The sequence below is a fragment of the Tenacibaculum singaporense genome, assembly GCF_003867015.1.
GTDB classification, from domain to species: Bacteria; Bacteroidota; Bacteroidia; order Flavobacteriales; family Flavobacteriaceae; genus Polaribacter; species Polaribacter singaporensis.
Window position 1 is genome coordinate 2,080,216 of sequence record NZ_CP032548.1, and the last position, 12,643, is coordinate 2,092,858.

General features: G+C 32.2%; 12 protein-coding genes. 9 read left to right on the forward strand and 3 right to left on the reverse strand.

Features of this window, described 5'->3' with window-relative positions:
- Positions 1 to 171: 171 nt before the first annotated feature.
- On the reverse strand, positions 172 to 1,218 hold the full coding sequence (locus tag D6T69_RS09180; protein WP_125067457.1) for a WD40/YVTN/BNR-like repeat-containing protein: 1,047 nt from the start codon (positions 1,216 to 1,218) through the stop codon (positions 172 to 174).
- 150 nt (positions 1,219 to 1,368) lie between these two features.
- Between D6T69_RS09180 and D6T69_RS09185 the strand changes: the two genes are divergently transcribed.
- Together D6T69_RS09185 and D6T69_RS09190 are read left to right on the forward strand one after the other, a co-directional pair.
- Positions 1,369 to 2,328, forward strand: coding sequence for a patatin-like phospholipase family protein (locus D6T69_RS09185; protein WP_125067458.1), 960 nt, complete (start codon positions 1,369 to 1,371; stop codon positions 2,326 to 2,328).
- Positions 2,325 to 3,218 carry a DUF72 domain-containing protein gene (locus D6T69_RS09190; RefSeq protein WP_125067459.1) on the forward strand — a complete coding sequence of 298 codons (894 nt, stop codon included), beginning with the start codon at positions 2,325 to 2,327 and terminating at the stop codon, positions 3,216 to 3,218. The genes D6T69_RS09185 and D6T69_RS09190 overlap by 4 nt, the downstream gene beginning before the upstream one ends.
- Positions 3,219 to 3,488: 270 nt before the next feature.
- Here the strand turns inward: D6T69_RS09190 and D6T69_RS09195 are convergent, their stop codons facing one another.
- Entirely contained in the window at positions 3,489 to 4,937 is a 1,449-nt protein-coding gene (locus D6T69_RS09195; protein WP_125067460.1) for a S41 family peptidase, read from the reverse strand.
- Between the two features lie 158 nt (positions 4,938 to 5,095).
- On the opposite strand from D6T69_RS09195, the gene D6T69_RS09200 reads away from it, so the two are divergent.
- The 7 genes from D6T69_RS09200 (at position 5,096) to D6T69_RS09230 (ending at position 11,953) form a co-directional block, all read left to right on the forward strand.
- Positions 5,096 to 5,605, forward strand: coding sequence for an RNA polymerase sigma factor (locus D6T69_RS09200; RefSeq protein WP_047788702.1), 510 nt, complete (start codon positions 5,096 to 5,098; stop codon positions 5,603 to 5,605).
- Positions 5,592 to 6,062, forward strand: coding sequence for a hypothetical protein (locus D6T69_RS09205; RefSeq protein WP_047788703.1), 471 nt, complete (start codon positions 5,592 to 5,594; stop codon positions 6,060 to 6,062). The genes D6T69_RS09200 and D6T69_RS09205 overlap by 14 nt, the downstream gene beginning before the upstream one ends.
- Before the next feature lie 40 nt (positions 6,063 to 6,102).
- Entirely contained in the window at positions 6,103 to 6,618 is a 516-nt protein-coding gene (locus D6T69_RS09210; RefSeq protein WP_047788704.1) for a DUF4252 domain-containing protein, read from the forward strand.
- A gap of 57 nt (positions 6,619 to 6,675) precedes the next feature.
- Positions 6,676 to 7,236, forward strand: a complete 561-nt coding sequence (locus D6T69_RS09215) for a DUF4252 domain-containing protein (protein WP_125067461.1) — start codon at positions 6,676 to 6,678, stop codon at positions 7,234 to 7,236.
- Between the two features lie 118 nt (positions 7,237 to 7,354).
- Complete coding sequence (locus D6T69_RS09220) at positions 7,355 to 9,802, forward strand: M1 family metallopeptidase (RefSeq protein ID WP_125067462.1); 2,448 nt, start codon at positions 7,355 to 7,357, stop codon at positions 9,800 to 9,802.
- A gap of 84 nt (positions 9,803 to 9,886) precedes the next feature.
- Positions 9,887 to 11,083: a hypothetical protein gene (locus D6T69_RS09225; RefSeq protein ID WP_125067463.1), complete on the forward strand. Its 1,197-nt coding sequence runs from the start codon at positions 9,887 to 9,889 to the stop codon at positions 11,081 to 11,083.
- A gap of 261 nt (positions 11,084 to 11,344) precedes the next feature.
- On the forward strand, positions 11,345 to 11,953 hold the full coding sequence (locus D6T69_RS09230; protein WP_125067464.1) for an alpha-ketoglutarate-dependent dioxygenase AlkB family protein: 609 nt from the start codon (positions 11,345 to 11,347) through the stop codon (positions 11,951 to 11,953).
- A gap of 90 nt (positions 11,954 to 12,043) precedes the next feature.
- Here D6T69_RS09230 and D6T69_RS09235 read toward each other — a convergent pair whose 3' ends face one another.
- Positions 12,044 to 12,637 (reverse strand): hypothetical protein, encoded by a 594-nt coding sequence (locus D6T69_RS09235; protein WP_125067465.1) that lies wholly within the window; start codon positions 12,635 to 12,637, stop codon positions 12,044 to 12,046.
- Positions 12,638 to 12,643: the final 6 nt, after the last annotated feature.

The following is a 12,643-nucleotide window of genomic DNA, read 5'->3' on the forward strand; positions in this document are numbered from 1 at the left end:
TGAGTTGATTAGCTCATAAAAATAGATAGTTAAAGAGGAAAACAATTCCTTTTAACAAAACATTAAGAATTAATCACAGGGTGATAGCCAAAAATTTAATCCACCAAGGCTTACCTAATAGACTTAAAATAGGTTTTCTTATAGTTCTTTGTTTACTTACCCTAAGATAGTTTAGTTAAGAACTAGCTTTCCAATCTTTTCATGACCAGATAACCAGGCTGTATTACTATCAATAAACTGGATAGCATAGTAGCTTTCCTTGCTTATTTGTTTCCAAGTATGCCCACCATCGTTAGAAAATGATATTCCTGTTTTTCCAACAGCAAAAACTTCTTCTCCGTTCGTATTAGGTACATACTGTACGCAGCTTTTGTAATTAGGATTCATATTATTAGCTACGAGTGTCCATGTTTTACCACCGTCGGTAGTAATTGCTTTATTAGCGTTATTGTCTTCTGGTTTTGAGTAGTTTCCTCCAATAGCAATTCCATGGTTTTCATCATAAAAATCAATAGAGTAAATTCCTTGTGGTCCGTCACCTTGTATAATTGGAGTATCAAAAATCTCCCAAGTGTTTCCAAAGTCGGTAGATTTTAAAATACGTGCTTTGGTTCCTCCAGAACCTATCCATACAGTATTGTTAACAATAGCAATATTGGTATTACTAGCAGCAAAGAAAGCTTCTCCTTCTTCAAAAGTAGGCAGCTGTGAGCAAGGTAGTTTTGTCCACGTATTTCCTCCGTCTGAGGTAAGAATAACAGACGGACAATCTTCTGTAGGATCACCAACGGCAATACCATGCTTTCCATCGGCAAAGAATTGCATACAGTCGTAAAAAACCTTTTCGTGTTCTTCAGTATATACTAATTCATACTTGTTTTTATTTCCTTTATATAGTAAGGCTGGGTTTGCTACCGATAAGGCAAATATATTTTCACCATTTTTAGCAATGCTTCTAAAGTGCGGTATAATAGTATCGTTATACTTTAAACTTTGTGTTTGCCATGTTCTACCACCATCTTTTGTTGTTGTAATATCTCCTTTAGAGCCTGCAAAAATTAACTCATCGTTACTAATAGCTAGTATAGCTCTAATACTGGTGCTATCTTGTTTTAACTCGGTAATTTTAATAGTTTCAAAAGTTCTTGGGGTTTTCTTTTCTTGCTTACAAGATAGTATTGTTAAAGAGAGTAAGAAAAGGAATGATAATCGTTTCATGTGTTTGTTTTAGTTGTTTTAAATGGAGCAAGTAACCTTAGGAATTTAAATTAATTAGTAAATATGTAGAGAAAGTTTACTTTACCTATGTTGGTTCCATATTTTTGATATTTTTACAGAACTAAAAATAGGAAAACCAAACTTAAATCAATGAAAAAAGCCTTAGTAATTTCAGGAGGAGGAAGTAAAGGAGCCTTTGCGGGCGGTGTTGCACAATACCTAATGAATTATAAAAATAAAGATTACGACATGCTTTTAGGAACATCAACAGGTAGTTTAATGGTTTCACATTTGGCTTTGGGTATGGTTGATGAATTAAAAGAAATATATACATCGGTAGATCAAAAAGCTATTTTTAGTAACAGTCCGTTTAGAATAAAATCGGTACACGGAGAAAAGGTGGTTTCTATACGACATAGAAATACCTTTTGGAACTTTTTGAATGGTCGTAAAACTTTTGGTGAGAGTAAGAACTTACGAAAGCTTATTACTAAGAGTGTTACTAGAGAAATGTACGATGAAATTAGAAGGCTGAATAAAGAGGTAGTGGTAACAGTATCTAATTTAACAGCGAATCAAATTGAGTACAAGTCTATCTTAGAATGTGAATATGAAGATTTTTGCGATTGGATTTGGGGGTCGTGTAATTATGTGCCTTTTATGAGTTTACTGGAAAAAGATCATTGTCAGTATGCAGATGGTGGTTTTGGAAGTTTAATACCTATACGAGAAGCTATAGCAAGAGGTGCGACGGAGGTGGATGCCATTATTTTAGCAACAGAAGTAACACAAATGAACAGATTGCCTGCTAAGAACCCTTTTTCGCTGATGATGGATACGTTTGATTTTATGTTGGAGAATGTTGAGCGACATAATATTACCATAGGAAAGCTTTCTGCAAAACAACATAATGTAAAGCTGAATTTATACTATACGCCAACGGTATTAACAACCAATTCGTTAGTTTTTGATAAAGAGAAAATGAAGAAATGGTGGAAATCGGGCTATAAGTATGCGAAAAAGCTGAATGATGATAGAATGACAGAGTTTAGACCAGAGATGGTAGATAATCAGGAAATAGAGGAAGGAATAGAAAATAGTGAAGTATGAAGTTTGGAAAAGTAGCACAACCAGAGTTAATAGATTTTACATTACCTGAAACACACCCTAAAACAATAGAGCTATTAAACTCTTATGAAAAGAGTCGTACACCTAATGTGTATGTGGGCTGTGCAAAATGGAATAAAGCAGATTTGAAAGGATTTTATCCGAGAGGAACTAAAGATGAATTGGAGTATTATTCGAAACAATTTAACTCTATAGAACTTAATGCTACTTTTTACCGACAGTTTCCTGCAGAACAGTTTGAAAAGTGGAAGGCTAAAACTCCTAAAAACTTTAAATTCTTTCCCAAGCTAGGGCAGGAGATAAGCCATTGGAAGCGTTTACAGGGTGTACAAGATGCGGTAAATGTTTATTTAGACAATGCCTCGCATTTGCAAGAGAAGTTAGGTACTATCTTTTTACAGTTACATGCTAACTTTGGAAATAAAAACTTTGAAAGACTACAAAACTTTGTAGTGAGCTGGCCTAAAGGTATACCATTAGCTATAGAGGTACGCCATCCGGATTGGTTTGAAGATATAATGGTGTTTGAAGAGTTTACACAGCTGTTTGAAGAACATAACATAGCCAATGTGTTAGTAGATACAGCAGGTAGAAGAGATATGATGCATATGCGCTTAACGAATAACGAAGCTTTTGTTCGTTATGTTGGAGCAAATCACCCGTCAGATTATACACGCTTGGATGATTGGGTGGTTCGTTTAAAAGAATGGAATGATTTAGGTTTGGATAACATTCACTTTTTTATCCATCAAAATTTAGAAGTAGAATCACCATTGTTGGCAGCCTACTTTATAAAAAAGTTAAACAAGGAATTAGGAGTAGACTTAAAGATTCCTAATGAAGAGAATAACCAACAAATGAGTTTGTTGTAATAAAGTAAGATGGTTTAGTTATTCCGAACGAGATATGAGGAGGAATATTTTGTATGGAGTAACAAACGGTTTTAAGATTTCTCGCTATCGCTCGAAATGACGAGGCCTAATATAAAAAAGTAATATGTATTGTCATTCCGAATGAGGTACGAGGAGGAATCTACAAATATTTAAAAGATTTCTCCTTTGGTCGAAATGACGTTTAATTCTTTTTTCTAAAAATAAAATCCAGCTTACTCAGCTGGATTTTATTTTATATCGTTTTGTTCTTTATTTCAACTCCACATACATATTGTTATAATCAGGGCGCATCATATTTGAATTCCATGATGGAGAAAATTGAACTCCTTTTTTCATGGTAGGTACTCCTTTTGCTCCTGTGGTGATATATTGAATAGTTCTTTCTAGTAAAGGTTCTGCTGGATCTCCTAAAACACCTAAGTTACCTGGGTCTTCATCAATGATAACCTCAGGAATAAACCCTTCAGGAGCATTTTCACCATCTACATTTTGAATTTCTAATACAATGGGTTGCATTGCCCACGTATGACTCTTTAAGTTATCGCCATTACGAGTATAATCGTCAGAATCGTATAAGGTAATAGAACCAACATGCTTTCCGTAAGTTTGAGTTCCTACTAACTTTACATCAATATAAGGCTTTAGTGCATTGATAACTAATTCGGATGCAGAGGCAGAATCATCAGAAACTATAAAGTAAATAGTATTTAGGTTTAAGCTATTAATAGCTTCATCTAAGACCACATTACCTTGTTGGTCCTTATTTAAAATCTGATTAGTAAAGTTATTAATCAATAAATCAGGATTTGTTACCTCCATTACTTTATGATTCCATACTTGTTTCGCAAATAACTCATTGTTAAACTGTCCGGTAATCATACTTCCTAAATAAGTAGCTGTTTGTACAGAACCACCACCGTTATAACGTAAATCGATGATTAAGTCGGTAAGACCTGCTGATTGAAACTTAGCAAATTCAGCATTTAACTCTCCATCAAAGTTTCTAGAGAATTGATTGTACATTAAATACCCTATGGTATGGCTACCATTAGTAATTACATTGGTAACTTTTATAGGGTTTTCTGTTACTTGAGATTTCGTAACTGTAATAGTTGTTCCGTTACTAACTGGATTCCCTCCATTATAATCAGCTAAATGAATAGTGAATGTATCGTTATCTAATAAATCATTTACATTACCTCTAGTTATAGTTGTTCCGTTAATCTCAGTAATAATCATTCCACGAGTAACTCCTTGTGCATCTGCATTAGAACCAGCAACAACATCGTATACATATATATAATAGCCTCCAGAACCATCAGCATAGTCAGCTCCTTCTAATTTCATCCCACTTGTAAGACGTATTCCTGCAAAAGCTTCTTCTAATGCAATATAATCGTCTACAATCCATGAATAGGTTCTGTTAGGATCTTTAGTGTATTCGTTAGGCATGTATAATAAACTGTAAAATAAATTAGCAGGATCGTCATACGCTGATAAATAACTATACAGTTCATTATCGTTATTAAAACGTCTGTCAGCTAAATCAGGAACTAAGTCTTGCCATAAGTAGTAAGCGTTTAAACCTTTCCAAACGAAATTTTGGACTTCAATATTCTTGGGGGCATCGTCTTTTTCACTACATGAAACAAGTAGTATTGAAAATAAGACAATAAGGGATGCTTTAAGTAATTTCATAAGAGTATATTAGTTCTAACAACAACGCAATTTACTGAATAATATTATTTTTTTTATTATTGATGTAACAAACTTGAAACTGCGTCGTCGTAGATATGTAAACCTGTTAAATAAGACGCAATTGTTTTAATAGGCTTACAGAACTAATTAACCAAACCATGAACCAATCGGACTTTTTAAAAGTTGTATTACCATTTAAAGACAAAGTCTTTCGTTTAGCGAAGAGATTATTGGTTTCTACTGAAGAAGCTGAGGACGCTACACAAGAGTTGTACTTTAAATTGTGGAGAAATAGAGAGAAGCTCTCTAATTATAAAAATGTAGAGGCATTTGCAATGACTATGACAAAGAATTACTGTTATGACAGATTAAAGTCTAAACAAGCAAGTAATTTAACATTGGTTCATAGTAATTATAAAGAGAAAGACACTCCTCTAGAAAAGAGAGTAGAACATAACGACAGTGTAAACCGAGTACATGAGCTTATAGAGAAGTTACCAGAGCAGCAAAAAATAATCATACAATTAAGAGATATTGAACAATATGATTTTGATGAAATATGTAAAATGGTCGATATGAAACCGACAGCTGTAAGAGTAGCATTATCAAGAGCTAGAAAAGCAATAAGACAAGAATTAATAAAACAACACAACTATGGAGTTAGCTAACATAGAGAAGTTATTAGATAAATACCTAGACGCAGAAACAACATTGCAAGAAGAGCAAACGTTACAAGAGTATTTTACCTCAAACAACGTGGCACCGCATTTGCAAGAATATAGTATGATGTTTGGCTATTTTAAACAAAGTAAAGACGAAACCTTTACGAAAACCATTCAGTTAAAACCTGAGAAAACTAAGAAGAACTGGAAATGGTTATCAGTAGCAGCGTCAGTAGTCTTACTATTTAGTGTATTCATGGGCAATGAAGAGTACAAAAAGTATCAACAACGTAAACAGTTTGCACAAATTAAAGAAGCGTTGCAACTAGTTTCGGTCAATCTAAACAAAGGAAACGATGCATTATATGCAGTTTCAAACAACCTAAAAAAAGGAAATGATGCTATTGAACAATTAGGGGCCTATGAAGAAACAGTAAACAAAGTAATAAACACAGTAAATTAATTAAGAAAGTAAAACCAAGTACTTATAAACCAAGAAAATCATGAAAAAAGTAATATTATTATTCGCATTCGTATTTATAGCTAATGTTAGTTTCGGACAATCAATGTTCGATAAATTAGAAGACCTAGATGAGGTATCATCAGTGGTAGTAAATAAAGATGCTTTTGAGATTTTATCTAAATTCAAAGTAGAGTCAGAAGATAACGAAGCAATGGAGGTTTTTAAAATGATTCAAGACTTACAAGAATTAAAAGTATTTTCAACTGAAAGCGCAAAAGTGTCTGCTGAAATGGAAAGCATGGTAAAGTCTGCCATTAAAAAAAGTAATTTAATAGAGTTAATGCGTGTAAAAGACAAAGATTCTCGTGTTAAAATCTATGTAAAGTCTACAAAAAACAAAGACTTTGTAAGCGAAGTATTAATGTTTGTAAAAGACAAAAATTCTAATGGTAACTCACCAGAATCTGTAATAGTTTCGTTAACTGGTAATATCGACATCAACAAAATGTCAAAATTAGCAGAGACGTTTTCTAAAGACGGAAAGAAGAACAAATAAAAACAAATAAGGCAGCGTTAACAAATTAACGCTGCTTTTAATCAAAAACTAACAACAATGAAAAAACTATTTATATACTCAATGTTACTAGTAGCGTTTGTAACAGTTTCTTGTAAAACAGAATCTTTACAAAGCTATTTGGTAGAAAGCCAAGAAAAGGAAGGCTTTATTACGTTTGATGTACCAGCTAGTGTATTACAGTTAAGTATGGATAAGGCATCTGAAGAAGATAAGCAAGCGTATGAAAGTATTAAAAAAATAAACATAACAGGAGTTCCTTATAAGAACTTAGACGAAGCTAGTTATGAAGCAGAGAAAGAGAAGTTAAAATCAATCTTAAAAAAATCTAGCTATAAACAGTTAATGAAGTTTAAAAAAGATGGAGCCAATGCAGCGATTTACTACACAGGAGATGCTGATGCCATTGACGAAATCGTAGCTTTTGGTTATGGAAAAGAAATGGGAGTGGGAGTTGCTCGTGTTTTGGGAGAAAATATGAATCCAGGAAAAATTCTTCAAATGATGCAAAAAGCTAAAATGGATGCTGGAAATTTAGACTTAAAGCAATTCAAAATGCTTTTTGATGAAAAGCATCGTTCATCTGAAGAAACAGAATAAAAATTAATATTGAAAATATAGAGAAGCCATCAGATCATCTGGTGGCTTTTTCTTTTTAACGGCTCATTAACAAGCCTCCCAATAGAATTTCATATTTTTGAACTCTAAACAAAAACATATGAAATTTAACAAACTCCTTGTTTTTATCGCTGTTTTCTTTACAGCAAGCTTATTTTCCCAATCAACTAAAGTATATAGAGCTGAAAGAGATAAAGTTCATAATTTAGTTCATACGAAGTTAAAAGTAGATTTTAACTTTCAAGAAAAAGAAATGAATGGGGAAGAATGGGTAACCTTAACACCTCATTTTTATGAAACGGATAAGGTTACGTTAGATGCTAAAGCAATGGTTATTTATAAAGTAACAATGAATAATCAGCCATTAGAGTATAATTATGACGACTATGAGTTAATTATCAACTTACCTCGTGCCTATAAGCGAAACGAAGAGTTTACATTATATATTAAGTATACGGCGCGACCAGAAAGGGTAAAACAAAAAGGAAGTGCTGCTATTACATCAGCAAAAGGGTTGTACTTTATCAATCCAACAGGTTTTGATAAAAACAAACCAACTCAAATTTGGACTCAAGGCGAAACAGAAGCAAGTAGTTGTTGGTTTCCAACAATAGATGCTCCAAACCAAAAGACATCACAAGAAATTTATATTACTGTTCCGAAAAAGTATGTAACGCTTTCTAACGGGAAATTAGAAAAGCAAACTACCAATGCTGATGGAACTCGTACCGATTATTGGAATTTTACTCAAAAGCATGCCCCATATCTGTTTTTTATGGGAGTAGGAGAGTACGAGGTTATTAAAGATAAATACAAAGATATTCCTGTAGATTATTATGTAGAGAAGGAGTATGCTCCGTATGCAAAAGATATTTTTGGAAATACACCTGAAATGTTAGCGTTCTTTTCAAAAATTACAGGAATAGAATATCCATGGAATAAATATGCGCAAATTGTAGGGCGCGATTATGTAAGTGGTGCAATGGAGAATACCACAGCAGTAATTCACGGGGAAAGAGCGTATCAAACACCAGGGCAATTAATTGATGAAAACGTACAAGAAAACACAATTGCACACGAAGCTTTTCATCATTGGTTTGGTGATTTAGTAACTACTGAAAGTTGGAGTAACTTAACTGTAAACGAGAGTTTTGCTAATTATAGTGAGTATTTATGGTTAGAACATAAATATGGAAAAGATGAGGCAGACGCGCATTTGTTTGAAGATATTGAAGGTTATAAAAGCGGACAAAACTTTGATAAACATTTAGTTCGTTTTTATTACGATGATAAAGAGGATATGTTTGATGCAGTTAGCTATAACAAAGGAGGGGCTATTTTGCACATGTTACGTAACTATTTAGATGACGAAGCTTTTTACGAAGGATTAAATACGTATTTAACAGATAATAAGTATGGAACAGGAGAAGCACATCAATTACGTTTAGCATTTGAAAAAGTAAGTGGAAAAGACTTAAACTGGTTTTTCAATCAATGGTATTTTAACAGCGGACACCCGAAGTTATCTATTTCTTATGACTTTAATAAACTAAGAAAAACAGTAACCGTAAATATTATTCAATCTCAACTTAATGAATTTAAATTTCCGTTTGCTATTGATGTTTTTGAAGGAAGTAAAAGAACAAGACATAACGTGTTTGTTGAAGGAAGAGATGCGTCATTTACATTTCCTTTTACAAACCATCCAGATTTAATTCAAGTAAATGCAGACGGGGTATTGTTGTGCGATATTAACGAAAATAAAGTATTGAGCGATTATATTCATCAATTAAAATATGCTCAAAACTACGTGCATAAAAGAGAAGCTTTGTTAGAAGTAGCAAAACATCAAGATGATAAAAAAGCGTTTAATGCCGTTGCAGACGCTCTGAATAACGATTTTTATAAGATTAGGATTTTAGCCTTGGAGAACATTAATTTAATCAATAAATATTCAAAAAAGAATGTGATTGATCAAATTATGAAAATCGCTCAAAACGATCCAAAAACGTTGGTACAAGCAGCGGCAATTGAAACGTTAGGAAAGTTAACAGATCCAGCATTAAAACCGGTGTTTGAAAAAGGGTTAGAAAGTAAATCATATTCTGTGTTAGGAAAGTCGTTGGTAGGAATGTATTATATCGATAAGCAGTTAGCTATTCAAAAATCAAAAACGTTGCCTTTAGCCGTTAAAAAGATTATTGCAACACCATTAACACGTATTTATTTAGAAGAAAATGATGATGAAGAGTTAAGTTTTATTGCAAGTAACGTAATGTCTGGAATGTTTTTAAGTCCGAACAAGAAAATTCAGTCATTGTATAAAAAAGCATTCGATAAGATTGGAAAAAGTAATAATACAGAGGCTATTCAAAATTTATCAGACGATATTGTAGCTAAAGGACTTCAATACAAACAATATAATTTTGATCAGGTAGGAGTTAACTTGTTGCGTCAAATGGCACAAATGCAAAAAACAAGTAAGCCATCAAATAAAGAAAAGCATCTTAAAGTTATTCAAATAGCTATGGCGAAGCTGCTTGAATAAATAGTATAAAATCATAAAGTTTAAGTTAAAAAGAATACTTAGTTTTGGCACAATAATTGAATTTTCTTGCGAAACTTAAACTTTATGAGAAAAACTACTTTACTACTTATTTTATCGGTACTAGTATTGGCATCTTGTAGTAGTGTAAAAACTACTGAGAAAGCCCTTAATACCGGTAATTATGACAAGGCAATTTCATTATCTATTGAAAAGTTAGCCAAAAACAAAACAAAAGAAAAGAATCAGCCGCATGTTCTAATGCTTCAGGAAGCTTTTAGAAAAGCAACGGATAGAGATTTAGACAGAATTTCTTTTTTAGAGAAAGAGCAAAACCCTGAAAACTTTGAAACAATTTACACGTTATATCAACGTCTTAATAACAGGCAAGAGAGAATAAAACCATTATTGCCATTACGAATTTTATCTTCAGGAAGAAATGCCAAGTTTAAACTTGTTAATTATTCTGATAGAATTCTTGCTGCAAAGGAAAACTATGCTGGTTATTTGTATGAAAATGGTGTAGCATTGTTAAATGAAGGAGATAGAAATAAGATTAACTACAGAAGAGCTTTTGACGAATTAAGACACTTGGATAAAATTAGTCCTAATTACAGAGATACAAGAAACTTAATAGAAGAGGCTCATGCTAAAGGAATTGATTATGTACATGTTTCTGTTAGAAATAGAACAGATCAAATAATTCCTAGAAGATTAGAAAGAGATTTATTAGCAATTGATACCTATGGGTTGAATGATTTATGGACACAATATCACGCTAAAAAGGATAGAAACATTCGTTATGATTTCGATTTAGAGCTAGATTTTAGAGATATTATGATTTCTCCTGAACAAGTACACGAAAAGGAAGTTATTAAAGAACGACGCATAAAAGATGGGTTCAAGTATTTAAGAGACAATAACGGAAATTATGTAAAAGACAGTTTAGGAAACAAAATAAAAGTAGATAAGTTTAAAAGAATACGTTGTACGTTTTATCAGTTTACGCAATTTAAAAGTAGTAAAGTTACGGGAGTTGTAAAGTATATTGATAATAGAACAAATCAGTTACTACAACGATTCCCTATACAAAGTGAATTTGTTTTTGAACATATTTATGCTGATTATGATGGAGACAGAAGAGCTTTGGATAAATCGTTTATAGATTTACTAGATGAAACTTCAGTTGAGTTTCCTTCTAACGAGCAAATGGTATACGATACAGGAACCGACTTAAAACAGAAGCTCAAACATATTATCACACGAAATAAGTTTAGAAATTAAAGTACTAAAGCTCCTGTAATCTACAGGAGTTTTTTTTATTATATTTGAGTTATGGAAAAGGATTTAAACATCATAACTTTTGAATATCAAAGAACGAATAAAACGAGCTTATTTTTTAAGTTGTTAAGTGTAGTTTTAATCTTAATCTTTCTTTTGAATCCCTTGCACGAATTGATAGATGTTTTTAAAAGAGAGTATACACCAGGTTGGTGTTGTATGCTTCCGTGTCCATCTCCTTTTTCAGGTTATTTTTTTATATAAGTGGATTTATTCTCACAATTTGACGATACTCCTAAAAACTTACTTCCGAAAGATGGAACAGTAAACTACTACGGTATTGTTCTACCAAAAGAGGAAGCAGATTATTATTACGAAGCTTTATTAAATTCTATTGAATGGCGTAATGACGAAGCTATTATTTTTGGAAAACGAATGGTAACCAAACGAAAAGTAGCTTGGTATGCCGAACAACCTTTTGAATATTCCTATTCAAACATTACCAAAACAGCCTTACCGTTTACGGAAGAATTGTTAGAGTTAAAAGAATTAGTGGAAAAGGAAACTGGAGAAACCTATAACTCTTGCTTATTGAATTTATACCACGATGGTTCTGAAGGAATGGCATGGCATAGTGATGGGGAAAAAGATTTAAAAAAGAACGGAGCGATTGCTTCGTTAAGTTTTGGAGCAGAAAGACGTTTTGGTTTTAAACACAAACAAAGCAAAGAGACGGTTTATAAAGTGTTAGAACATGGTTCGTTATTGGTAATGAAAGACGAAACCCAAACCCATTGGCTTCACCGGTTACCACCTACAAAAAAAGTCCACCGACCACGGGTAAATTTAACGTTTAGAACGATTGTGAGGTAGGGGATTATTGTAATGAGTATAATCTTGCTGAGTTGGTTTAGATTAGATTAACTAAAATAAGCAATAAAAATACATGATGGTAGTAAAAAATTATTCCAAATATTCTATTGTATTAATAATTTTATCTTTAAAACTAATATAATTTTCTTTCCATTTACCACCTGTTGATTCACTAAAATTGAACTGAATTAAATTTCCTTTTGGAAAAATATAAAAAGATGAAGCAAAAACTCCATTTGAAGAGATTAAGGTTCCGATTATTTGATTTTCTTCATCTACCATTATAGTATTCACATCAAACGAAATGTTCTTAGAATCAAGTTTTTTTATATTTATCTTTTTGTGATTAGGTAATTTTTTTTTAAAAAAATCAAATTCCCCTTTTCCTTTATTAATTTTTAAAATATTGACGTAAGGGTTTAGTAATCTTTCATCCTTATTCTTTGTAAATAAATAGATTAAGTCAAAGTCTTTTTTTCTTATTTCATTTTTACTACTTAAACTATCTAATAGTTTTCGGTAATTATTTTTTTTAATCTTATTAGATTTATACCAAATATCTTTTGGAAAGTCGAATGAAAAACCTAATTCATTATTAATAATTTTATTTTTAGTTTGACTGTTGCAACTTGTAATAATTAATATAACTAGGAGAGATGTAATTATTTTGATAGATTGTTTCATTAAAAT

What these genes read in the sequence shown, in the direction of transcription:
- D6T69_RS09185 (WP_125067458.1), top strand. Translation starts at nt 1,369, where the DNA reads ATGAAAAAAGCCTTAGTAATTTCAGGAGGAGGAAGTAAAGGAGCCTTT.
- D6T69_RS09180 (WP_125067457.1), bottom strand. Translation starts at nt 1,218, where the DNA reads ATGAAACGATTATCATTCCTTTTCTTACTCTCTTTAACAATACTATCT.
- D6T69_RS09200 (WP_047788702.1), top strand. Translation starts at nt 5,096, where the DNA reads ATGAACCAATCGGACTTTTTAAAAGTTGTATTACCATTTAAAGACAAA.
- D6T69_RS09225 (WP_125067463.1), top strand. Translation starts at nt 9,887, where the DNA reads ATGAGAAAAACTACTTTACTACTTATTTTATCGGTACTAGTATTGGCA.
- D6T69_RS09195 (WP_125067460.1), bottom strand. Translation starts at nt 4,937, where the DNA reads ATGAAATTACTTAAAGCATCCCTTATTGTCTTATTTTCAATACTACTT.
- D6T69_RS09205 (WP_047788703.1), top strand. Translation starts at nt 5,592, where the DNA reads ATGGAGTTAGCTAACATAGAGAAGTTATTAGATAAATACCTAGACGCA.
- D6T69_RS09210 (WP_047788704.1), top strand. Translation starts at nt 6,103, where the DNA reads ATGAAAAAAGTAATATTATTATTCGCATTCGTATTTATAGCTAATGTT.
- D6T69_RS09190 (WP_125067459.1), top strand. Translation starts at nt 2,325, where the DNA reads ATGAAGTTTGGAAAAGTAGCACAACCAGAGTTAATAGATTTTACATTA.
- D6T69_RS09235 (WP_125067465.1), bottom strand. Translation starts at nt 12,637, where the DNA reads ATGAAACAATCTATCAAAATAATTACATCTCTCCTAGTTATATTAATT.
- D6T69_RS09220 (WP_125067462.1), top strand. Translation starts at nt 7,355, where the DNA reads ATGAAATTTAACAAACTCCTTGTTTTTATCGCTGTTTTCTTTACAGCA.
- D6T69_RS09215 (WP_125067461.1), top strand. Translation starts at nt 6,676, where the DNA reads ATGAAAAAACTATTTATATACTCAATGTTACTAGTAGCGTTTGTAACA.